Genomic DNA, 23,458 nt, shown 5'->3' on the forward strand with positions numbered 1-23,458 from the left:
GCCACCCGCTACGAGAAGACCGCCGAGTCCTACCAAGCAGCCCTCACCCTGGCATCGCTCCTGATGTGGGCGTGACATTTGAAGACAACTCCTAGCGGGCAACGTGCATGAAGAACCGGACGGATAGCTCCCTCTCAGCGAAGATCTGGCACATGGCCTGCCCCAGGGTGTAGGACAGCATTCCCTTCTCGGACGGGTCGAGTTCGCGGGCGAGGTCGGTACGTGTGATGCGAGGGATCGGATCATCGCTCCAGCTGAGATAGGCGGGCAGGGCCGCCACCCTGTGGCACCACTCGTACGCCGATGACCTCCCGTGCTTGGTTTGGTCGTACGGGGCCCTGCCCGTGATGAACAACGCGCGCGCCAAGTCTTGCGGCAGGACTGGCAGATCCTGCTCGACGGGGACTCCGGTACTGGCCGGGAAGAGCGTGGCATCGGTGCGCACGTGCGCGGGGCCTTTGAAGAACATCGTCGCCGCTTTCCGGGTTCAGGGCCGTCATACACAGACCGTGAGGATCTTCCTACCGGCATCTCTCTATCACCCCGGTCCGCAGTCCGCCCCGGCATCAGCGGAGACGGGAGCGATCCCCCGGGGACTCTGGCTCGCCGCATGGCTCCGGCCACGCCAGGCGCCTGTGTCCGCATGCCGCCCTGATGGCGACGGGCGCGTCGGACCGCGCCGGCCATCAGTCACCGAAGCGACCCACGACAGCCGCATGCTGCTGGAAAGTGAGCGTCGGCGTGGGCCACCACATCATCCGGATCTGTGAGCGACAAGGCGTCTCTGTCCTCGCCGACCGCGCCCAATCCGGCGCTGGCCCCCACGTCGCCGCCGTCCTCAAACGACCACTCGGGGGCGAACTCACCCGATGTTGCGCTACCGCGATTCTCCAGCGAAGACGGCGGTGCCCGAGTCCCGATCCGGGAACCGGAGCCAGTTGTAGACTCCCGCCATGCCGATCTTTGAATACCGGGGCGAAGCCGCCAACTTGAAGGTGCTGGCACGGGAAATAGAGGCGGATCAGCACCTCGCCGGAAAGTGTTCCCTCGCCCTCACGCCCCTGCAGCAGAACAGGCGCGACTCCTTACGCCACGCCCACTGGGCGGAGATCTCCATCTCCGTCGCCGCCGGACTGGCCACGAACACCCTGTACGACGCCTTGAAGGCACTGGTCGAGCGGGCGCGTGACCGGGGGCCCGTGGAGGAGGCGCCTCCTCGACCGGAAGACGACGACCAGGGTGCGGACGGCTCGGAAGGGGTGAACCGGTGACCGTCCACTCTCCACGTCTACGGAACTCGAGCGGCGCCGAGTTGAATCTGCGCAGCCAGATCCTCTTCCAGGATCAGACCCGCACGCGCACCAGCGATCTTGTGACGGCCGTCGGCTCCTGGCACAAGACCTACGTCCACGAGAGCAGCCACTGGGCGCGATATCACGGATCCACTGTCGGTATTCTTCTGAGCCTGCTGCGACGCACGAGGGACCAGTTGGCCGCGTACACGATCTCTCACCTGCCCCGGCAAGACGTTGAGCATCTCCACGAGGACCGGAGCAGCGGACTCCCCTTTTTCTCCTTCGAGCGCTACCCCAAGCACGCCCAAGGGGAACTGAAGTACAGCGAATTGGATTGGCTCAACCTCTACTACGCCTACTACCTCCTCTTGGACCCGGAGGGCCTGACGAAGTTCGACACCACCACCTGGGACATGCGGGCGGCAATAGAGCACTCCCTCGAAGACATGTGGCGCCAGGGTGCGGGCATGGAGATGGTCGAGTGTCCCGATGACGTACGCGTCGGCATCGACGGGCCCCTGAAGCTCGTGCACACCTCCGAGGGCCCGCTCACCACTCGCGTCCTCTTCGAGTGCGCGGCGGTGCTCGACGAAGTCTTCCAGTTCGAGGGCGCCTTCATGCGGAAGACTGACCCGGCGCTGCGCGAGTTCTTACTCGAGGTGCTGAACGGCGATTATGGGATGCCGTGTCGCCTGGCACGTACTCTCGCAGGGCGCACCCTCGGCGGAAGTACCGCCCTGGCTCTTATCGACTTCGCACTGAACCCTGTGGTGCCGGGCTTGAACTCCGACGATCCGTCCGTTGACTGGAAAGAGCTCTACCCTCCCTACCGGTTCGTGACGGCAGCCAAGGCGATGACGGGCTGGGAGACGGACCTGGATTTCCAGTATCCGAGCCACGAGGCAACGGTCCACTTCCAGCAAATGTTGGCCAGGCGCAGTGGGCTCCGGATGGGAAGCGTGGCTTCCCGTCTGTCCGACCTCTCGACCCTCCGGGAAGCAGCCACGGCCCCCATGCACCTGTCCGCGCGTACGCCTGCCGTGTCCCTCATGTGCGCTTCACGTCTGCTTGGCCTGCGGGAAAGAGACGTCTGTTCGATCTCGCACTATGGCGTCAATTTCCTGGGCGAGAGAGCGACTAGGTTCATCAAGCCTGACCGGGACATGCAGTGGCTGTTCCCGGTGTTCCAGGTGAGTCAGGGTGAGTACCGGTGGCCAGCGGAGCACGTGGGCCTCGATGAGGCGACGGACCTACTGATAGGTGCCGCCGTGGCCTCGGCGTACGACGACATCCTGCACGGCATCGGCCCTCTCGCTCACGACCACCTTCCCCGGCGCCTCTTCGACGACCTCGGACAGGTCGAAGCGCTGAACCAGGTCCTTAAGGACTCGACGGGACTGGATATGGGCTGGCATCGGACCTGATGCCGACCCATTCACCGCTCCTGGTGCAACGCCGCTAAGTACCGGTCACATTGTGCGCCTCCAACATGTCCATCCCTCACCCTGTCCGTCGGTCTAATAGGTGATGGCCGCATGGGTGCTGTCTCTCAAAAACTCGGGGTGAATAAAGGAGTGGCCACGGAATCCAGCGTGGCTGGCCTAACCTCGTCGGCCAACTCTCGGACAAGTCAATTCCCGAACCCGTCGCAGGCGAGCCCTACGCCACCACGCCGACTGGCTTGACAAGCACGGAGTCATCCAAAGGGCACCGGCCGGTCCGTCTTCATTGCCGTCGAAATCGACAGCGCCCCCACAAAGCCCCCGGCTGGAACACCCACCCGAAGCCTCTTTGCCAGGCTCGTCGCAACACTGGAATGATGACCATGTTGCGACGATCAGTCGATTCCGCCCTCCCAAGTGAGGCCACTTCACGTTCCTGCGGTCACCTGGCCGAAGACGCGGTCGAACTTCCGGCTCAGATGGGTGGCCGCGATGCGCGGGGCGAGTTGTTGGTCGACGCTCACGTTGCGGTATGGGGTGGACACGAACTCAGACATCGCTGCCTTCAGGGGGGCGGACGGCAGGAGCTAGCCGATGCATCCGGTCGGCGAGTTCACTCAAGGCGTCGGCGAAGGCGCCGCGGGTGCGGGTGCGGTGGGATCGGGTACCGGCCAGTGCACCCGGTCGGGGACTCGGAGCCGAGCTGTTCGTGAGCGTTGTCGCAGACGGCCACGACAGGGTCGTCTGGTCGGTGCGAGTGTGCAGGCAGCGGCCAGGGAATGGCCGCGTTTGCCAGCGGTCGCGACGGCGCGGGGATGGACGCGCTGTGCGGGCTCGGTTCGTGCCGAGGCGGTCGGCACCGTGTTGTGCGCCGTCCGGCTAGCTGGTGCGGGCCGCGTCACACGCGTTCATACAGGGAATCCTCCGTCTCCCTCAGTTCGCGTTCGACGGATTCGCTGAGGTTCGGGTTGTCGATGAGGACGCCGAATTCGACGTTGTTGTTCTCTGCGCTCCAGGAGAGGTTTGCGCTGGTGACCAGGAGGAGGTGGTGGTCGACGACGAGGAACTTGGCATGGTTGCGGACGTAGCCGCCGTCGAATTCTTTGGTGCGCCAGATCTCTGCCGGTGCCAAGTGCGCGGCTACCTCGCTGGTTGATGGTGACCAGTGCTGTGCGCTGCCATCGGCGGCCCGGGTGTCCATGTAGACGCGGACAGCGACACCTTCGCGCTGTGCAGCCGTCCGAAGCGATGTCCAGAGCGTTGAACTGCGCTGGAAGTTGAAGGTCGAGCAGGTGATCGCGTGGCGGGCGCTGTCGACGAGGCGGGTGACCGAGGTGGTGAGTGGTCCGCTCTGGGCGAGGTGTCCGGGCATGGTCCACAGCGGTGACAGTGTGGTCGGAAGTGCCCGTGCCCCCTCGATCGCTCGCAGAACCAGGAGCTGCTGGGGTGCCGCTCCGGGGCCGCCGCCGACGGCTTCCAGCAGCCGCCGTGCCTCTGCCCGCTGGCCGACCGCGACGACCTTAAGGGCGGTGGTCAAGGTGTCGCCGTCGGCCAGGCGGTCCGCTATGTCCTTGGCCTCTGTTCCGGTCAGGAGTCGGCCGAGCCGACGTGGCGCGTCCGCTTCACTCATGGGTCTGGAAGAAACCGAGGCCGCTGCCGGGCAGATCGAGGAGGAAGCGGCGGTCGAGGAAGCGGTTGGCGCGCTCGCAGGAGGTTTCCGAGGCCATGACGCAGCAGTGGCAGGCGGCGCCGTGGAGGAAGTCCTCGGGGTCCTGGGGGGTGCGCTTGGAGCAGATGGGGTCGGAGGAGCAGCGGGTGGCCTTGCGCAGCGCGCTGCCGATGACACGTTGGAGGCGTGTGGGCTCGCTGAGCTGGACGAGGCCGCCAAGGGTGCCGTCGCTGTCGGAGGCGGTGGTGCAGATGAGAAGGCCGGCCGCGGGGTCGCGGCCTTCGGCGGCGGGCCACGCGTAGAGGCGTTCGCTGAGGCTGGCGGCTGAGTAGCCGCAGGTCAGGGCGAGTTCGCGGATGAGGATGTGGGCGAGGGTGTGGACGAGCCAGTAGCGCGGGGGCTTAAGGCGGGTGTCGGGATGGACCTGGTCGGCGGTCTCGGAGAAGCGGCGGCGGAAGTTTCTCTCGTGCGCCTTGCGGTGCAGCTCCCACAAGGGGGCGTCCAGGACGCGCTTCTCCCAGGCGGCGACTGCGTTCTCGTCGAGTTGGAGGAAGATGCCTTCACCTCGGTCCTCGTTCGCCACGGTCCAGCTCGGCCGAGAGGTACGCGTCAGCGGGGCCAGGCGTCGTGGAAGGTCGCCAACGCGGTCCATGTCGTCGATGCGGGTGAAGCCGACCAGCGCGTTGACCTTGCGCAGGCGTTCGACCGCGAGCACACGGGTGATCTCAGGGCGCAGGGCGTCGCCCCGGTCACGGGTGGCGAGGGTAAGCCCGCTCCTGGGGTCTGCGACGCGGGCGCCGACAATGTCGCGCAGCAGGTAGCGCCATTCGGGGACGAGGAGGTCGACCGGGTCCCAGTCGCGGAGCTTCTTCTCCTGCTCCTCCAGGGTGTCGGTGGGAACGGATGCTGTCTGGAGGACCTGCTCCAGGTCGTGGTCGGACAGGCCAGTGACGTCGACGCCGCCGTCCATGCCGAGCAGGTCCCGGATCAGGTCCAAGTTTTCGCGGTACTTGGCGAGCTTGTCGCCGAGCGCGGTGCGGACGCGGTCGGCCAGGTCGCTGGCCTTCTCCTCTTGGGACTCCGGCATCACGATGATCGACTGGGTGGCTGGGAACCACAGGTTGGAGGCGCCGACGAGCATCAGCCGGGTCTCGTTGCGGCAGCCCTTGGGTTCAAAGGCGTCCAGGTGGGGGTGGCGTCCGCGGCACTGGGGGAGTTTCGTCCGGCCGGCCTCGCCCTGTGCTTCGTTCATGAGCCGTCGCATGTCGCAGGATGCGCAGTGGATGACGGCCGAGGCTCCCTTGCCGGCGGTCCGGTCGACCATCTTCAGAGTGGGCAGCTCCGCCTGGGAACACGGCTGCCCGCGGTGCACCCACAGGTCGTACGGAAACTCGTCCAAGTGTCCGTCGACACAGGCCAGCAGATACCGGGCCGGGATGGCTGTGCGGCGCATCGGCTTGCGGGAGCCAGTGCCCGCACGACCCGTGCACTTGGCGTGCTCGAAGACGGCCAGGTCGGTACGGAAAGGGTGAGTGTTGCGGTAATCGAACTGAGTGAGCAGCCCGAGCATGTCGCAGCCCGTGCACCGCAGCCATTGCGGGAACACCCGGGAGGGCACTCCGAGATCATTGCCTTCGGCGGACCGGCTGTGCTTCTTCGGCTGCCACGGATACGGCCGCAGCTGCACATCGGGGGAACGCAGCATCATCCGGACCACATCGCGCAGGCGCGGGGCGTGGATCTGCGGGGGGGCGGAGTCACGGCGCCGCCAGATGCGGTTCCAGTCGTCCAGGCCGGTGGGCATGATCGTGAACTGTGGCAGGTCCATGATCGCGCCGGGACCATAGGTGTAGAGGAGGGAGGAGGGGCGGGCCGATCCGACCTTGGCACGGTTGTGCTTGGTGGCCTTCTCCGCCTCCTGCTCCAGGTCCCCCAGCGGGTCGACGGCCCGGGCGACGTCGTAGACGAAGCGCGTCTCGTCACTCACGAGTTGTCCTCCGGCATCTTCCACTGAGGGGCACGGTCAGGTGCGCGGTACACCAGTCGCTCCTTGATCGGGCTCACCAGGAGGTTGATCTCCGGCTGCACCTCGCGCATCGAGTTCGCCACCACGAACGGTGCGGCGTCACGGGTGTCGATGCCGGCCTTGGCATTCTCCGCGCTCATCATCAGTGCCTCGTGCCGACTGTCGTCCAGAACCTTCTCGTACACCAGCGACTTACGGTCTTCCATGAGCCTCTTGCGCCGCTTGCCCCACTGGTCGAGCCGGTTCTCCAGACGCAGCCGGGCGCGGGTGGCGGCGTCCTCGTCGCCGGCCCGCGCGACGCGGCGCACGAGGGCGTCAACGAGTTCGCCCGCGAAGTGCTGTTCGGCCTCAATATGGGCCGCCCCGTCCTCCGGGGACAGCCCCTGGCCGGCCTTGGCGGCCTGCAGAACACGGGCGGCACTGACCAGCACGCCGTCCAGACCGCGCTCCAGCGAGGTCACCGAGAACGGGGTCACCGACAGCGCCTCCACCTGGGCGTAGAACGTCTCGTGGTAGTGGCGGAACTGCTCGAAGTGGGCAAGGTCCCTCGGCCGCGCCCAGTTCCCGAGCGCGACCACCAGACCCGGCCGGTCCGCGAGACGGCCGACACGGGAGGACGCCTGGATGTACTCCGCGGTGTTCTTCGGCTGCCCGACCACGAGCATCAGCCCAAGGCGCGTCACGTCCACACCGACCTGGAGCATGGAGGTGGCCAGCACCACGTCGTACGGATTGACCTCACGCACGGGCTCAGGCTTTTTCGCCACCCGCAGCGCGCGCCGGTTCCCCTTGCCCGCCGTGGAGTCGAAGCCAGGATCGAACGCCGCCGCCATCTGGTCCAGGGTCGCGGTGATGTCCGCGGAGGCCACGCGCGAGGTCAGCTCGGCGACGTGCAGCGAACCGTATTCGGTGCCGGTGCGGCGGGGCAGCTTCGACCAGGGGCGGCCCTTCGCGAGCGCGGTCTGGATGTCGTCGCTCATGTACCGGGCCATGCCCGCGAGTTCACGGGTGGCGCTGAAGTAGCCGACCAGGGTCATATACGGATCAGCCGCGCGGCCGGAGCGGTCGAGAAGCAGTTGCCCGCCGGCCAGGAGCACCTCGGCGACCCGGATCTCCGCCGTGGTCAAGCGCACCCCGGTCGTGCTGATCCCGATGTACCGGCGCCCCGGGTGCTTCTCGGAGACCGGGATCTCCTTGGAGAAGTACGTGTTCCCGGCGTCCAGGACCTGCGGCGGGAAGATGGTGACGTCGCGCCCGTACAGCGCGCGCACCTGCTCCGGCGCGTTACGGGCCGTGGCCGTGGAGGCGACGAGCAGCGGACGCACCGGGCGCCCCTCCTTCGTCCGCCAGTCGGTCATCACGTCGATGGCCACCTCGAACAGGCCCACCGTCGTGCCGAGCGCCCCCGTGATCAGGTGCAACTCGTCCTGGATCACCAGATCCGGAGGCCGCAGCCGCATCGCGGGATGAACGGGGGCCGTCGGCCAGCCGTCCTTCCTCGGATGCTTGCCGCCGTCCTTGATGTCGCACTGCTGATAGTCGGGATGCACGAAGCCGTGCCGCTCACAGCGCCGCGAGACGTGCCCGAACAGCGAGGCGGCCTCACCCTCCCGCGCCAGGCGGGCGAACTTGTCCACCGTGGCGATGACGAACGCCGGCGCGAGCCGGTAGATCTCCTCGTCCACCGTGAGTACTGGCAGCCCGTCCGGGACCCCACCACCGTCGGCGAACGGACAGTCAGCCAGCTCATCTCCGCAGTACACGTACACCCGACGCAGCGCGGGCTCCGTGCGTACATCGCGCGCTTCCACCCGGGTTCCGCACCATGGACAGCGCTGGATCTGCAGTACCGTCAGCCGGTAGCCGCGGCCCCCATGGGCCTTCTGCAACTGTTCGGCCGCCTCGTCGTACCGCTTCGGACTCACATCCGTACCGACCCACAGCCCGATCCGGAACGGCTCCTCCCCCCAAGCCGCCACGTCATCGCGCCGCGCCAACTCCGCCGCGCACACCAGGGCGGTGGCCCGCTGGAACTGCTGGGCGGTGAGCAGACGCAGCGTGTACCGCATCAGGACGGCCACCCCGGACCGCCCGTCCAGCGGACCGCCGAAGGCGTCCACGACCCCCTGGCGGCGACGAATCGCGAACGTGTACGCGGCCAGACCCAGATACGCCTCCGTCTTGCCACCACCGGTCGGGAAGAACAGCAACTGCGCCTTGGCCAGATCCCCCGACCGCTTCTCCGCCGCCGGATCGGACAGCAACGGCAACTGCATGAGCACGAAGGCAAGCTGGAAAGTACGCCACGAATGCGCCAAGGCCCCCTTCTCCGCGAGGATCGCCTCACGAGCCTCCTCGATGCTCTCCTCCGGCCGGCTCGCCCGCCGCTCCGCGACCTGCGACTGCACACGCTGATCAGCCATCACCCGGTTCATGAACCGGAAACAGCGCAACGCCTCCTCATCCTCAAGGAGATGCTTCAGACCCGCCTCAAGCTGGCGCTGCACCCGGCGCGCCTCAGTGACCGCGTCCAGGCCCTCGGACCGCAGATGCTCCGGAAGGGCTCCGGCCCGCCGCTCCTCGCCGTCCAGCCAGGCCGTGTAACCCGCGACGATTGGCTCAAGACCCGTACGCAGCTCGTCGCTCGACACCTCCTGAAGCTTGCGCATGTCCAGCAGAGCCGCGCCGATCTCCTCGGCGGCCGTCTGCGGCGTCTCGCTCACCGGCAGCCATGTCGTCACGACCTCACTGGCCCGGCGCGCCCCCTCGGCCACCCGCCAGTCCACTGAGCAGGTCCGGCCATGGGCGAACTCCAGACGGTCGCGGTACTGAAGCCGCAGCCGCCGCAGCTCGTCGTCCGGCTCCTCGCGTGTGTCCAGGAGTACGTCATTGACCGGCAGGAACACCTCAGCACCGTCGGCCGACACCGACAGCTTGGTCTGGTACAGCCACGCCTCGACCGGGATCTTCCGAGGCGTCTCCCGGTCGTTGCACAACGCCACCTCGACCAGCCGACAGCCACGCTCGGCATCGTCGTAACGATCCACCCGGAGCAGGACCTTGTCCTTGAGCACGATCTCGGTCGTGCGGGAAGGCTCCAGGTCGGCGATCTTGATCATCTTCGTGATGGCATGCGGGGTGCGCTGGAAACGACGGAGAGCCGGAGCGGGTGCCGCGCCCTCACCCCCGCCGCCTTCGGCGCCTTCCCCGCGCTTCTCCTTCACCGGCTCGTACGTGCCCCACGAGGCGGTCACCGTGAGCTCGTTGAGGTCGTCGGGGATCTGGAAGCGCAGCCCCATCGACGCCGGAATCATCAGCCCACGCTTCTGCGGCTGATCCTCGACCTCATCCTCGTCCGAACTCGCGCTGCTGTCGTCGACCGCGGTGAGCGGCACGCCACGGCTCTCGGCAGCGTCCACAGCATCGCCCACGTCGGTCGCAGCGTCGTCCGACCCCGCCTCGCCGGGGTCGTCCTGGCCGGCGGTGAGGCGCACGGGCGCTATCCGGCCGATCAGGTAAGCCGAGTCCGGGACACCGTCAAGGATCTCGTCCGGGCCGTTGGCCGGGCCGAGGAGCTCACGCTCCAGGATGTCGACCAGGTTCTCGCGGGCCGTCCAGGAACGGTCGTCGGGTTCGAGGGTGAGACGGTAGGCCGGGGCCTGGGGGGTGCCGAGTGTCGCTGCGGGCTGGGCGCCGCTGCGTCGCGGGGTGGTCACTCGTCGTCCTCCTCGTCCTTGATGCCCTCATTGTTGCCGGCGGGACTGACAACGCCCTGCGAGGCGGCACGGCGATGGTTCTCTTCGAGGAGGCGGTCGAGGATCTCCACCCGGGCGGCGGGGCTCACCGTCCAGCGCTCCATCTGACGATAGGTGTGGAAGCCGTGGTCCAAGGGGACGTCGTCCCAGCCGTATGCGGCCATGACGGCGTGGTCGAGCTCAACATGGATCCGGCGGAGGCGGGCTACGTCGGGGTCGGCGGCGTCGGTGATGGCGGGGTCGTTTACCAGGTTGTAGAGCTTGGTGAGGCCGAGGTCACGGCGGAGCATGATCTCGCGGCGGTCGGTGTCGAGGACTTTGCCAATGTCAGACAAAAGCTTGGTCGGCTGCGGTCGAGGGAACGTATCGAAGAGATCGGAAGGCGCATACCTCGTCGTATTATGCCCAAGCGACGACCCGTACATAATCGCCCACATCTGGTGAGGGCTGGACGACAGTACAGCCTGGTCGGCAAATTCCTGAGTGGCGAACACCACGGTGGCCTCACTCGGAACCAGCCCCTTGGGGATCCGGCAAGGCATCACAATCACGGAATGGCGATTTAGGAAAAGAGCATGGTTCAGCTCGGCAGTCGCCTTCCGCATTGCAGGAGCCAGCTCTGCAAACTGCCACCAGCGTTCCCGCCGTGGTTTGCGCTTGTTCTTCGCCCGCTCGGGTTTGACGCGCCCTAGCAGCCGTTCATAGGGTAGCTCGTACTGCTTCGCGGCTTCCTCTGTCCGGTCATTGAAGTCGATTACCCAGCGCGAAGCCGAGCTGTTCGGCCGGGAGTTGATGTCATCTCCATTCAAGTACGGGAAGAGTACGTCACGATTCTTGGCGTCTGCCTCGATCCAGGCATCGGCTTCACCAGGCTGCAGCACGAAGCCCATTCCAAGGACGTAGCAACCGATAAACGCGATTCCCGCGTTCTCTGCAAGCCGGACTGGCGAGCCTTCCACGCGGCCGCCCGCTTCCAGCAGAGTGGAAATGCGTGCCACCTCGATATCGTTCGCGATCCGAGGCGCATCTGGAGCCACTAGGCCACGGCTGCCCCACACTGCCGCGTACTCCAGGTTGGCGCTGGCCGCAGGCCACGACCGGCTCTGAATCGCGCGGGTGATCGTGAAGTCCTTCGAGACCAGCTGGTCGAGACCGACCTGCCGGGTGTCCCCCTGCGCAACCGTATTCGTCGCGATCAGCCCAAGCCCACCGCGCTGCGTCAGCAGCCTGTAGGCACGCAGGAAGAAGTACGCCACCAGATCCGCGCTCCCCTTCTTCCCCTCCGCGAGCGTGTTGACGAACCAGTCGCGGGCGTTGGTCCCCATCGCCCCGGTGAGCTTCTGCCCGCCCAGGAACGGCGGGTTCCCGACTACTGCATCGAACCCGCCCCGCTCCATCACGTCCGGCACCGCCAGAATCCAGTGCAGTGGCTTCCACCACTCGTAGTCCGTCGTCACTGTCGGCTTGAGCCCGGCCTCCTTGATGCCGTCGAGCATCGTTCGGTCCGCTTCCCCGCCCCCGGCCGGGTACGCGTTCTCCACCGCGATCCGCAGATCCTCGTACGCCGCCTTCAACTGTTTGCCGGGCTTGCCTCCCCACCGCAGACCGGCCGCGATCACCCCGTCCGCGACGTCGGCGAGCTGTGCCGTCAGCTCCTGGTACCGGCGGAACTGCCGCCGCTTGGTAGCGGCCGAGCGCTGTGGGTCGCTGTCGTCGACCTCGGTGGCGAGCTGGCGGCGCAGACGGCTGGCCCGCTCCAGGATGCCGTCCACGTCCAGGGCGAAGATGCTGAACTGGTTGCCGGCCGCGGCGGGGTCGATGTGGAGGCGGCGCAGCTGGTCCGCGTCAGTCAGGCCGAGCAGGGCATTGCCGTGCAGGACCTTGTCGTCGACGAAGGAGAACGGGAGCTTCGGATCCAGCGACACCAGCCACAACGACAGCTTGCACATCTCCACGGCCATGCCGTTGATGTCGGCGCCGTAGAGGCAGGTCGCAACGACGGTCCTTATGGCGTGGACGTGCAGGTCGTGCGGCGTCCTTCCGTGCGCCACGCCCTCGCGCTGCCATGCCTCGACAAGCCGGTCCGCGAGGTACCGTGCCGCAGCCACGAGGAAGGCGCCCGAGCCACAGGCAATGTCGGCGATGCGCAGGTCGAGGATCTGGTCGGAGTCGATGGGCCGCCAGGCGTCCTGGTCGGCTGTCTGGTGTGGTCCGGGCGAGAAGACGAGTGGTTCCAATGCGTACCGGACGACTTCCTCGGCCAGCGAGCGGGGCGTGTAGTGCGCGCCGGCCGAGGCGCGCGAGGGGGTCTCTACCAGTAGAACGCCGCCGGGCTCAACCACCAGCGGTCGGTTGCGCAGGTCGCGGCGGATGATTCCGATGAAGGGGCGGAGCCGGTCGCGCAGGTCTGGGTCGTCGGTGACGTCGCGCAGGGCGATCTCGGTGTCGTCGAGGGTGTCGCCCGCCTTCAGCGCCTTGGTGAGGGCGGCTTTGCTGGATGGCTTCGCGGCCGGCTGGTGCTGCTTGATCCAGGCGAGGATCGCGTCGGCCAGCGTGGTCTCGGTGCGCTTGGCCTGGCTGAGGTCTTCGAGGGTGGCGAGGGGGATCTCGGGTTCGGATCCCGCGCCGCCGGTGAGGCCGACAATGATCTCTTCGGCGGGTTCGCAGGAGTAGCCGAGCAGACCCTCGTAGATGTAGCCGATCTGTTCAACGTCGATGTCGCGGAAGGAGATCCGTCGCGCTCCGCCGGGCAGCTGGGCGATCTGGACGGCGCGCAGGACTTCGAGCATGACGCGGTCGCTGACCGTGATGGCCAAGGTGTCCTGGGAGTCGCAGGCGGTGAGGAAGGGGAAGCGGGCCGGGTCGAAGAGGGAGCCGCCGTACTCGGGCAGACGCAGGTCCTCGAAGCTCGCGCCCCGGTACAGGGCTTGGGAGGTGGCCAGGAGCCGGTGCCAGGTCAGGAACGTGGCGTCGAGGGCCTGTGCGCCCTCCTCCTTTTCACGGGCGTCGAGGAGGTCGAGTTCGTCGCTGATGCCGTATCCCATCGCGAAGAGGCGGCTCTGGGGCAGCAGTCCGCGTTCTTCGGCGAAGAGGAGGAAGACCACGCGCATCATGACGGTGACGGCGGCCTCATAGACCTCGCCCCTCGCCGCCGGCAGCGGGTCGGGCTCGCTGCGTCGCTGTGCCTCCAGGGCGCCTTCGGACAGGGACTGGACGATGAGTTCGACGGCACGACGGACCTGGGTGCCGAGCGTTTCGGTGATCTTCTCGGCGGCGGTGACGGACTCGCCGAAGAGTTCTGTCAGGCGGTCCTGCTGTTTTCCGCCCACCAAGCGGCGGCGCTGGAGGAGTTCGATGAAGGCGTTGCGGGTCTGGGGCTCTTCGATCCAGGTCTGGGCGTCGACGATGCCGGAGGCGACCATGGTCTGCGGGCGGGCGCTGACGACCGCCCACCAGCGGCCGTCGGTGACGACGCCGATCGGGACGCCGGAGACGCGCAGCAGTTCTTCCATGCGGTCGATCGGGCTGGCCGACCAGCCGTCGGTGAGCGGGTCACGCAGGGAGTCCGTGGGGTCGGTGACCAGGACGAGAGCTCCGGTGGTGTCGCCGTGGACGAGGGCGCCGTGGGCGCGCACGGTGACGGTGTAGTCGGGTGAGCGGACCTCGGCGGCGGCCGGGGCGGGCACGGTGTATGAGGTACCCCAGCGCAGCCCCTGGCTCAGGACGAGCTCGACCCAGGTGTCCCGGGCCTCTCGGTACAGGTCGAGGGCAGCTACGTCGCCCGGATGCTCGTCCCAGTTCTCCCATGCCTTCTCGAAGGCGGGCTTGCCGTCCTTGATGACGTCGAGCGCCCGGGAGTCGGGCTGGGGAATGCCTTCGCGGTAGACCCGCTCCAGGGCGGGAACGGCGAGGAACGGGCCGTCGGTGTCGACGAGTTCGAGCCAGGCGCGGTGCCGGTCGGCGGCGGTCGGTGGATAGCGGCGGCTCATGCCTTGACCATTCCGTTCTTCGCGTCTTCGGGGGTGAGGGCGAACACGACCGCGGCAGCGGATACGTAGGGCCTGATGTCGCTGTAGCGCTCCTGGATCGAGGCGATCTCGCGCGCCTCCTCGTCGTCCAGGCTGTCCAGGCGCTCGTCCATGTGGTGGAGGTCCCGGCGTCGCTGCTTCTGCTGGTCGTCGGTGAACAGCAGCTCTTCCTCGGCGCGGATGGCCTGCTCCAGACGGTCGCGGGACTCGCGCAGGTTGAGCCGGAATGCGTCGAAGATCTCGTGGGCGCGCTTGATGTCGGCGTCCCGGCGCTGGGTGAGCGCCTCGGTGACCTTCTCCTGACGGTTGGCGCTCTTGCGTTCCATCGCGGTCAGCAGGCGTGTACGCAGCCGGGAGCCGTCGTCGTTCCACTGATCGGCGAGGTGACCACGTACCTTCTGATCGGCGAGGAGTAGGTCGGCGGAGTCGAGGGTCTCGTCGAGGACCTGCTCGACCTTGGATTCGGCGAGGGCCTGACCGCGTAGCCGGACGCCGGTGAGGAACACCTCCTCGTGCAGGCGCAGCCCGCCGCGTCCGACCAGGACGAGACGGGAGACGGCGGCCACGCAGGACTCGGGGAGGCCAGGAGCGATGACGGCGGTCACCCGGTGCACCGGGGAGTCGGTGCTGAACAGCGCGGAGCGCAGGGTGCGGGTGGCACGCTGCATGAGAGCGTGCCCGAGGTGGATGTGGACCTGGTCGGTGCGGTGTTGCGCGGCCTCGTCGTCGAAGGTGATGGGACGCGGGACACCGGGTTCCAGGCGAGTGTCCAGACCACGCAGGGCCGGCTGCCAGGAGCGGCTGAGGTTCGGAATCTCGAAGACCTGCGCTTCGGTGCGGTCGTCACCGATTTCGACGAGCGGCGGCTGCGAGGTCAGCGTGAGCGCAGTGTCCACCACCCGGCGGGCGTTCGCGGGCGTGAGATGCATGGCGGCCTTGCTCTCGTGGTACGTCTCGGAGAGCTTGGTGAGCCGGCGGTTCAGCTCCATTCCGCCCGCCAGCACGCGGGTGATCACCTCATTGCCGTCGTCAGGCGCCGTCAGCCGGGCCTTGCGCACCGTACGGGTGGGGGCGAAGTGTTCCTGCACCTCGGCATCGATGACCTGGTTGACCTTGCCTAGGTCCTCGGTGGCCTGCCCGACCTTGGTCGCGATGATCCCCATGAACTTCATGTCCGCGTCGTACGTCGTGGAGCCGGAAAGCGGCACGAAGTGGAAGATCTCCGGGTGCTCGGTCTGCCCGTACCGGTCGATCCGGCCGATGCGCTGCTCCAGGCGGGACGGGTTGAAGGGGATGTCGAAGTTGACCAGGCGGTGGCAGTGGGTTTGCAGGTCAATGCCCTCACCGGCGGAGTCGGTGGCAAGAAGGACGCGGACCTTGTGCTTGTCCGGGCTTTCGGTGAAACGGGCGCGGATCTTCTCCCGCTCCTCGGTCGGGGTCGAGCCCTGGATGACCTCCAGTACGTCGTTGTAGCCGCGCTGACGCAGCACGCGCTCGATCCATTCGAGGGTGGTCGCGTACTCCGTGAACACCACCACACGTTCGTTGGTCCAGTGCGTGCCGTCCGGCCGGCAGACCGCGGCGAGGAAGGTCAGCAGTTCTTCCAACCGGGAGTCCGGCTTGTGCTCATATCGGCGCCCCCATTCGATGAGCGAGGCGATCTCGCTGCTAGTCGCCACGACCAGGGGGTCCGAGCCCTTGGAGTGGCGCAGCGCGGTGAACTCGGGGTGCTCGGCCGCACCCTCCTCCTCGTCCGTCTGACCGCTGCCCAGTACCTCCGTGTAGTACTGGTCCTCGTCGTCCATCCGCAACTGCCGGTCACTGCCGTCCGCGCCCTCGTACAGCTCAAGGGTGCGGGCAAAAGACCACGGGCTCGACAGGAAACGCTTCTTCAGCAGCATCGCTACGATGTCGCCGCCCGAACCCTTGCCGTTCGCCCGGGCGCTGTCCGCCAGCAGCCGCTCCAGCCGCGCGAACCGCTGCTGCTCCTCCTCCGACGGCGTGAACGGCAGGGTTTTCAGCTTCCGGGTCTTGAACCCCTTCTCCGGAAGGTCAGTCTTCAGCCACCGCACCATCACCTCCTTCAGCGCCTGCTCATCAATGCTCGCGCCGCGGGTGAACCGGCGGCCGTCGATCATCTCCAGCAGAGCCGTGAAGGACTCCGAATAGCCGTTGTGCGGCGTCGCGCTCAAAAACAGCCGGTGCTCGCACGCCTCGGCGAGCCGCATCGTCGCCGTCGTCCGCTTGCTGTCCACCGCGTACCCACGCTGCCCCGGCGCCGTCGTCGGGCTGGACGGTGCCACATGGTGCGCCTCGTCGACCACCAGCACGTCGAACGCGTACCGCCTGGCCGTCCCCGCGCTGCGCACATCGGCCAACACGTCCCGCAGCAGGCGCTGGGCCCGCAGCGACGGCAGCCACGCCATGCTCACGATCACGCGTGGGAAGAGCCGGAACGGATTGGCGTTCAGCCCGTGGCTGCGCCGCACCTTCGCCATCAATTCGCTGTTGACGATGACGAAGTCCAGGCCGAACTTCTCCCGCATCTCGTCCTGCCACTTCAGCGACAGGCTCGGCGGGCACACGATCACCACGGAACGCGCGCGGTGCCGCAGCAGCAGCTCTTGTACGACGAGCCCGGCCTCGATGGTCTTGCCCAGGCCGACGTCGTCGGCGAGCAGCAGGTTCGTGCGCGACGACTGGAGCGCACGGCTCAGCGGCACCAGCTGGTACGCCTCCACGTTGGCGCCGCTGCGGAAGGGGGCCTGGTAGGAGTCGGCGTCCGCCGAGGTGACCGCACCCCATCGGACAGAGTCCACGAACGCGGCGAGGGTGTTCGGGTCGTCGAACGCCTCCGCCCGCACTGTTTCCGGAAGGCCCTGGTTCGGGGCGACAGCGTGGCCGACCTCCAGTTCCCAGACCACCGTCAGTTCCTGCCCGAGCCGGTCCTCGTCCAGTGACTGAAGGCCGACCACATGGGTGAGACCCGGTGTGCTTTCGTCGGCGGGACTACGGGGAAGCCCCTGCTTCCGGATGTCGGACACCGCCCAGGTGGAGCCCCGCACCTTGACGACCTGCCCAGGCTCCGGGACCGGCGGAAGGGTGGTCGCCCTCGCGGTACTGCTCGCTGATCCCTGCGGGTGCTCCGTAGCGGTCGCCACCTGGGCAGACTCCTTCCCCAACGCTGTCATTGCCAGACCGTGACCGCCGCGGCCGCGGCGCGACGCTCGCGAGCCGCCCGAGGGATCACCAAAGCACCAGTATCGCCGACTCTCACACCGCCTATTTGGAGGGTCTCGGAATCATCTTCAGACCTTCGGTGTGGACCAGCGGTGATGCCGCACACAGATGGGGACGCCCCGATCAGTGGTCGCCACTTCGAGGGGCGTAGGAGCGATCACGAGTTTGACTGCGGCAGTGCCGGTACCGGGTCAGCCTCGTCCAGCGCACGTCGACCAAGCTCTTGCCTGCCCTTCACTGAGGCGAGAACGGTCAGATCTCGATCACGGTCGCGCGTCCACCGCAGAGGGCGGTGAGGTCGTCGGGGTCGGAGGTCAGGAGGGTGGTCGGCCCGGGTGCGGCGAGGGCCGTGGCGCTGAGCATGGCGTCGATCGCGTACTTGTGGCCGTGGAGGCCGGCGTCCGTGAGGAGGGCCGCGGCGTGGCGGGCGATGGCCTCGGTGACCGGTTCCACCACGATGCGGGAGAGGGTCCACTCCAGGGCGGGGCGGTTGATCCGAGGGTGGACGACCTCCACCAGGGTGGCCGCGGAGGTGATCACGCGGAGGTCGTCGGTCCTGGCCAGGGCGAGCCAGGCCGTGACCGTCCGGTCGCGCAGGACCGCCTTGGCCAGCCCTTCGCTGTCGAGTACGAGCGTGCCGCCCGGGGCGGCGGGGGAACGGGTCACGCGGCGTTCGCTCCACCCTGCGTCTGCTGCTGGCTGCGGGCGTGGTGGAGCTGGTCGCGCACCGACTGGATCTCCTCGCCGGTGATGGGACCGTGCTCGGCCTCGGCGACCTGGATGATCTCGTTGAGGTTGTCGCGCTCGATCTGCCGGGCGACGGCGGCGGCCACATAGGCGGAAAGCCCAGAGGGTCCGCTGCGGGCCTTGGCGGCCTCGGCGATGTCGCGCGGCATGGTGATCGAATACTTGCTGGTAGGTTCACTCATGCTACCTATCCTACTGCTGATGCTCCAACGGCAGGTGCGTGGTATTACCACGCAGTCCTGGCAGGTTCACCTGGTTGGAGAGGTGGCGATTCGTCGTGAACACAAAAGAGATGCAACCGCAGGCCGTCAACGGCGAGGGTCGACGTGGTTCGAGCCCGACTCGGCGCCGGGGCGATGCTGGCCAGGGGGCAGTGCAAGGGATGAGTGCCGTAAGTCTGGGCGATGAACTCGCTGCGGCGCTGATCAAGGCGATCCGCGAGCAGACTGGTGCAGTCGAACCCACGGCCGTTCAGGACTCGGCCACCCTGAGCTGGTACGCCTTCGCACTGGAATACTTGGACATGCGCTGGCCCCTCATCGCGGCCAAGTCGCGCAACGAAACGAGTGATGCGCTCTGTGAGATCACGCAGGCCATGCTCCGTGACATGCGCGACCGGCCGAGTGACCAGTTGATACGGCGTGCACTGCGAGGCTGGGCCTTCGTGGTCCCTCGCACGGAGCCCCGCAACATGCCGACTGGCGTCCGTCTGGCTCTGCGCTGGGTTGCTGGGGCCTCGCGCCCCCTCACGGACTTGCTGAATCCGAGTGTGATGCGGTCTGTCCTGACAGCCCTGCGGCTCAAACAGGACGGTACGGCGGCAGCCGCGGAGACCCAGCGCCGAAAGCACAAAGTGCTGGTCCACGCCGTTCACTACGCCATGGAGCAGCGCAAGCTCCCCACTGACCCCCTCGCCCCAATCCAGTGGCGAGTCGCGGCAGCCCTCGAACAGGTCGATCCGCGAGTGGTCGCCAACCCGGCCCAGGCCCGCGAGCTGCTGTGCGCTGTGTCGTACGTCGGTAGCTTCCGCCGCGCGCGTGGCCGTCGACTGGTCGGACTGTTCGCCGGCATGTACTACGCGGGTCTGAGACCGGCCGAGGCGGTCGCGGTTGGTTTGCCCGCCTGTGTCCTGCCCGCCGAGGGGTGGGGGCAAGCGACGTTGAGCCGCACTCTGCCGCAGGCGGGCAAGAGGTGGACGGATACGGGGCGACTCCATGATGAGCGTGGGCTGAAGAACAGACCGGTCGACGACGTGCGCGTCGTTCCGTTGCCACCCGAGTTGGTCGAGCTGTGGCAGTGGAGCGCCGACACCTTCGGCACTGCCGACGACGGGCGGCTCTTCTTCAACGAGCGTGGCGGCATCGTCGCCTCGACCACCTACGACCGCGTCTGGCACGAGGCCCGAGAGCTGGGTCTCCCGTCAGACCTCGTGCATTCGCCACTCGCGGTCCGTCCGTACGACCTGCGTCACTCTGCTCTGTCCACGTGGCTCAACGCCGGTGTCGACCCCACTGAAGTCGCGAAGCGCGCCGGCAACAGCGTGGAGGTCCTTCTGACCCGCTATGCGAAGTGCTTGTACGGCCGCTCCGCGATCGCCAATCGGCGTATCGAGAAGCTCCTGCACGAGTACGCGTAGAACCGTTTGCACTTGTCATCCCCCCCCGCAGGGAGACGTCGATCCCGCGCTCCGAGTGAGGCAACGCCTTCGGCGGCAGGCAGACAAGGCAACGTGATGGCGCAAAGGTGACTCTGTGGACCTTCAACGTTCCGGTGCTGCCCTGCTGATGCGCACGGGTGCCCGGGGCTCTGCCGTGGCAGCCGAATAGGGTCGCTCGTATGAACACGACAGAACCAGGAATCCGGTCGGCAGTGCTGGGGCGCTTCATCAAGACGGGCGTGCCGTTGGGACCCTTCGAGGCCACGAGGTTGCCAGGCTTCACCATTGCTTCCGGCACCGGGCGCATCCACGCGGTCGAAGACTGTCCTCTGCTTCGCAAGGCGTCCGAGGTGCGAGCGATCGACTTCGCCCTGGATACGGCCTCGGCCGAACGGCTCTGCTCGAACTGGAGCTGCCGCTGGGAGCTGCCCGACGGGCGGTGGTCCGTTTTCCTCGACACGCTGTTCGCCGTGTCGCTGTTGCGGCTCGATGAGGACGACATCCAAGAGCAGCTGCCGCAAGAGGAGGAGGTCGCCGAGGCGGCGGCCGTTCTCTCTCAAGGCGAGTATCCCGTGGACGAAGACGACGCTGATGCCTGGGAACGCCACGAAGCGGCCAGGGCGTGCCGCACTAACCTGGTGTCGATGTGGCGTGACACCCAGAGCCGCCTTGTCGCCGCCGAGAAGGGCTTGACCGACTGCCCGTGGCTGCGCCCGTGGACTGAGGAGTGGACTGTGGCGCATATCGTCCTGGTCGAGCAGCAGCGGCAGCTGGTCGCCCGTTTCTGCAATCCCCGCGCTCTCTCCGAGGCGGCGGCGGTCACGTCGCTGCCTCAGCCCCTACTGACCCCGGAAACTGCCTTCGACATCTTCGGCCCCGATGCCACCAGTGTGCTGCTGAGGACCTGGCGGGCGTGGCGGACCGGTGCGCGGTGGGATGCCAAGCCGCTCGCCGAAGCAGCGCTCTCGGCCCAGCTGGCCTTCCACGAAGCGGTGGGGCGTCGGCGGAAGGGGAGGGCCGAGGCCGAGCAGTCGTTGGAACGGTTGACCGAAGCGTGGGCCGAGCAAGCCCGCGAAGCTGCGGCCAGGGCGTCGGTCGGGAAGCCGTGGAGGCTGATCGGGGTGGAGATACCGCCTACCGGGGCGTACGCGCATGGTGCAGGGACACACGAATTGCTGACGACCTGGGAGTCGGCTGTCCTCGCGGTGTATCAGATTGCCGTGGACTGGCGCCGGTCCACCGCGGCATTGTGGGTTCCCCAGGGCATCGGCGAGCAACTCCTGGCAGAAGAGGGCACGATGGGGGCGACTGATCTCCTCCGTGAAGCCGAGGACTGGGCCGCGCCGGCTTCCGCTCTCCTCATGGCCTGGGACCCGAAGGGCTCTGCCGGTAAGGCCTGATGGCTGGTCGAGACTTCGTCGTGCCTGTCGCCGCAGAAAGACAAACGGCCACCCGGGCGTAGGGCATTGGTGTCCCAAGTGATGGAAACCGCAGGTCACGGCGCTGTTCAGCGGGCAAGAAGGGACCCTCGCCGACCTTCATCCCGCGTGTATCCCGCAGAATCCGACATGGATCTCTTCGCGGGATGGTGGACTCGTCCCCTCCGCCTCGGAATGCGATGAAACCACCGGTCAGCGCCCTGACGGCAGTTACTTGCACACGGCCAAGTCGGCCGTTGCTGTTCTGTCATGCGCAAGAAAGGCCCTGACCGGCATTTCTGCTGGTCAGGGCCTTAATCCGAAGTGCCCCCGGCAGGATTCGAACCTGCGCACACGGCTCCGGAGGCCGTTGCTCTATCCCCTGAGCTACGGGGGCGCACTGTCTGCCTCGGGTGTTGCTGCCGTCGGCGTGACGGGTAGAACACTACCAGCTCTCCGAGGGTGCCCGTGAACAGGTATTTCGAAGGGATGGACGGGGGATGGAAGTGGACCGGGGTCGCCCGGAGGGGGTGGAAGTGGGGAAAACCCGGACGCAGCCCCGGGAGCGGACCTACTCTCGAGTTGTGTCAGGTGCGTCCGGGCGGGTGCTCGTTGTCGATGACAACCGGGTCATCCGGCAGTTGATCAGGGTCAATCTCGAACTCGAGGGCTTCGAGGTCGTGACCGCGGCCGATGGTGCCGAGTGCCTGGAGGTCGTCCGCCAGGTGCGGCCCGACGCGGTGACGCTCGATGTCGTCATGCCCCGGCTGGACGGGCTGCGGACGGCCGCGCGGCTGCGGGAGGATCCCGGGACGCGGCATCTGCCGGTGGCGATCATCAGCGCGTGCACCCAGTACGAGGTCGAGAGCGGTATCGAGGCAGGGGTCGACGCGTTTCTGGCCAAGCCCTTCGAGCCCGTGGACCTGGTGCGGATGGTGCGGCGGCTGGTGTGCCGGGAAGAGCCTTCGGTGGTCGACGGGCGGTACGGGGCCGGGCGGGCGCTCGGCTGACGGCGGTGCATGTCCAGGACCGGTGACCGGCCGGGGGCGGTGCTGTCCGGGCGACGGCGGTGCATGTCCGGGGGCCGGGTGACCGTATGGCGAAACCGTTCGCTTTACGGGGGGCTCCCTCCCCTACGCTGGTCCCGTGACCCCCGCGCAGCTCTCCCGTACCGTCCGGCACGCCGTGTGCCGGGCGGTGGCGGACGGCGCGCTCGCCGTGGAGGTGCCCGGCAGCGTACGGATCGAGCGGCCCCGGCCGGGCGGCTGCGGGGACTGGGCCACCAATGTCGCGCTCCGGCTCGCCGGGCCTGCCGGGCGGCCCGCCCGAGCGGTGGCCGAGGAGTTGCGGGCGCGGATCGCCGGGGAGCCCGGCATCGGGGCGGTGGAGATCACCGGGCCCGGGTTTCTGAACATCACCGTGGACGAGGATCCGCTGGAGCGCCAGCGCGCAGTCGTGGAGCGGGTCCGCGGGCAGGCCGCCGGGGGAGCGGAGGAGAACCGCGGTCAGGCCCCCGCCGGAGTGGATGACCGGTACCCCCGGGGCAGCGGGCAGGCACTCCCCGGAGCGGCGACAAACCGGACGGCGACCCGCCCCACCGGCACCCGGCAGGCCCTCTGGGACGAGACCGTCGCACTGCTGGGGCAGGCGAGCGGGAGCCCCGGAAGCTCCGTACCGGTGCAGGAGTGCGCCGACGCGAGCGACGTGCCGGGGAAGCTGGGAAGCGACGCCGTGCGGTGGGCGTTTCTGAGCGCCGCCGCGGGCGACCGGGTCCGGCCCGGGGCCGGACTGCTCCGGCAGCACGAGAGCAACCCCCTGTTCACCGTCCGGTACGCGCACTCCCGGGCCCGGGCGCTGAGCCGCGAGGCCGCCCGGCTCGGGTTCGCGGCGCGTGGTGAGCAGTATGTGGAGACACCGCTGGAGCGGTGGATCGGGGACTGGCCGGAGGTGCTCGAATCCGCCGCGCGGCTCGGCGCCCCGGACCGGATCGCCCGGCATCTGGAGGGCACCGCCGAAGCGCTGCTCGGTTTCCAGCACACGGTCCTCCCCGTCGGCGGGGAGAAACCCTCGGCCGCCCACCGCTCCCGGCTCGCGCTCGCCGAAGCCGCCGGGGCGGTGCTGGCCGGCGGCCTGTCCCTGCTCGGCATCAGCGCACCCGAACACCTGTGAGAGAGAACCGAC

At 67.8% G+C, this 23,458-nt stretch carries 15 protein-coding genes, 1 tRNA gene and 1 pseudogene; 7 read left to right on the forward strand and 10 right to left on the reverse strand.

The features are described 5' to 3' along the window. Nucleotides 1-91 precede the first annotated feature (91 nt). On the reverse strand, nt 92-469 hold the full coding sequence (locus tag ACWDR0_RS07125) for a hypothetical protein (RefSeq protein WP_456350636.1): 378 nt from the start codon (nt 467-469) through the stop codon (nt 92-94). Nucleotides 470-747: 278 nt separating this feature from the next. On the opposite strand from ACWDR0_RS07125, the pseudogene ACWDR0_RS07130 reads away from it, so the two are divergent. From ACWDR0_RS07130 to ACWDR0_RS07140, 3 genes and pseudogenes are all read left to right on the forward strand, one after another. Beyond that, a pseudogene (locus tag ACWDR0_RS07130) lies at nt 748-867 on the forward strand (IS5/IS1182 family transposase); the annotation flags it as partial. Between the two features lie 86 nt (nt 868-953). After that, the gene (locus ACWDR0_RS07135; protein WP_030944093.1) at nt 954-1,271 is read left to right on the forward strand and encodes a hypothetical protein; all 318 of its coding nucleotides are present in this window, start codon (nt 954-956) and stop codon (nt 1,269-1,271) included. Further along, nucleotides 1,268-2,719 (forward strand): hypothetical protein, encoded by a 1,452-nt coding sequence (locus ACWDR0_RS07140; protein WP_456350637.1) that lies wholly within the window; start codon nt 1,268-1,270, stop codon nt 2,717-2,719. Before ACWDR0_RS07135 ends, ACWDR0_RS07140 begins: the two co-directional genes overlap by 4 nt. Before the next feature lie 446 nt (nt 2,720-3,165). Here ACWDR0_RS07140 and ACWDR0_RS07145 read toward each other — a convergent pair whose 3' ends face one another. The 8 genes from ACWDR0_RS07145 to ACWDR0_RS07180 all read right to left on the reverse strand — a co-directional run bounded on the left by ACWDR0_RS07145 (nt 3,166) and on the right by ACWDR0_RS07180 (nt 18,384). Beyond that, nucleotides 3,166-3,294 (reverse strand): hypothetical protein, encoded by a 129-nt coding sequence (locus tag ACWDR0_RS07145; protein WP_456350638.1) that lies wholly within the window; start codon nt 3,292-3,294, stop codon nt 3,166-3,168. 341 nt (nt 3,295-3,635) lie between these two features. Beyond that, nucleotides 3,636-4,367, reverse strand: coding sequence for a DISARM system phospholipase D-like protein DrmC (gene drmC, locus ACWDR0_RS07150; RefSeq protein ID WP_456350639.1), 732 nt, complete (start codon nt 4,365-4,367; stop codon nt 3,636-3,638). Beyond that, nucleotides 4,360-6,393 (reverse strand): DrmB family protein, encoded by a 2,034-nt coding sequence (gene drmB, locus ACWDR0_RS07155; protein WP_456350640.1) that lies wholly within the window; start codon nt 6,391-6,393, stop codon nt 4,360-4,362. The genes drmC and drmB overlap by 8 nt, the downstream gene beginning before the upstream one ends. Further along, the gene (drmA, locus tag ACWDR0_RS07160; protein ID WP_456350641.1) at nt 6,390-10,148 is read right to left on the reverse strand and encodes a DISARM system helicase DrmA; all 3,759 of its coding nucleotides are present in this window, start codon (nt 10,146-10,148) and stop codon (nt 6,390-6,392) included. The genes drmB and drmA overlap by 4 nt, the downstream gene beginning before the upstream one ends. Then, entirely contained in the window at nt 10,145-14,176 is a 4,032-nt protein-coding gene (locus ACWDR0_RS07165) for an Eco57I restriction-modification methylase domain-containing protein (protein WP_456350642.1), read from the reverse strand. The genes drmA and ACWDR0_RS07165 overlap by 4 nt, the downstream gene beginning before the upstream one ends. After that, the gene (gene drmD, locus ACWDR0_RS07170) at nt 14,173-17,376 is read right to left on the reverse strand and encodes a DISARM system SNF2-like helicase DrmD (RefSeq protein ID WP_456350643.1); all 3,204 of its coding nucleotides are present in this window, start codon (nt 17,374-17,376) and stop codon (nt 14,173-14,175) included. The genes ACWDR0_RS07165 and drmD overlap by 4 nt, the downstream gene beginning before the upstream one ends. 331 nt (nt 17,377-17,707) lie before the next feature. Beyond that, complete coding sequence (locus tag ACWDR0_RS07175) at nt 17,708-18,121, reverse strand: type II toxin-antitoxin system VapC family toxin (RefSeq protein ID WP_456350644.1); 414 nt, start codon at nt 18,119-18,121, stop codon at nt 17,708-17,710. Then, nucleotides 18,118-18,384, reverse strand: a complete 267-nt coding sequence (locus tag ACWDR0_RS07180; RefSeq protein ID WP_456350645.1) for a CopG family transcriptional regulator — start codon at nt 18,382-18,384, stop codon at nt 18,118-18,120. Before ACWDR0_RS07180 ends, ACWDR0_RS07175 begins: the two co-directional genes overlap by 4 nt. A gap of 200 nt (nt 18,385-18,584) precedes the next feature. Here ACWDR0_RS07180 and ACWDR0_RS07185 point away from each other — a divergent pair, with 200 nt between their 5' ends. Then, on the forward strand, nt 18,585-19,838 hold the full coding sequence (locus ACWDR0_RS07185; protein WP_456350646.1) for a tyrosine-type recombinase/integrase: 1,254 nt from the start codon (nt 18,585-18,587) through the stop codon (nt 19,836-19,838). A 200-nt stretch (nt 19,839-20,038) separates the two neighbouring features. After that, complete coding sequence (locus tag ACWDR0_RS07190; protein WP_456350647.1) at nt 20,039-21,259, forward strand: hypothetical protein; 1,221 nt, start codon at nt 20,039-20,041, stop codon at nt 21,257-21,259. 343 nt (nt 21,260-21,602) lie between these two features. Here ACWDR0_RS07190 and ACWDR0_RS07195 read toward each other — a convergent pair. Then, nucleotides 21,603-21,674, reverse strand: a tRNA-Arg gene (locus ACWDR0_RS07195). Between the two features lie 103 nt (nt 21,675-21,777). Here ACWDR0_RS07195 and ACWDR0_RS07200 point away from each other — a divergent pair. Together ACWDR0_RS07200 and nrtL are read left to right on the forward strand one after the other, a co-directional pair. Next, nucleotides 21,778-22,287: a response regulator gene (locus ACWDR0_RS07200; protein ID WP_456350648.1), complete on the forward strand. Its 510-nt coding sequence runs from the start codon at nt 21,778-21,780 to the stop codon at nt 22,285-22,287. A 136-nt stretch (nt 22,288-22,423) separates the two neighbouring features. Beyond that, nucleotides 22,424-23,446 (forward strand): ArgS-related anticodon-binding protein NrtL, encoded by a 1,023-nt coding sequence (gene nrtL, locus ACWDR0_RS07205; protein ID WP_456350649.1) that lies wholly within the window; start codon nt 22,424-22,426, stop codon nt 23,444-23,446. The last annotated feature ends 12 nt before the right edge of the window (nt 23,447-23,458 follow it).

Source organism: Streptomyces sp. NPDC003691, from assembly GCF_053981115.1.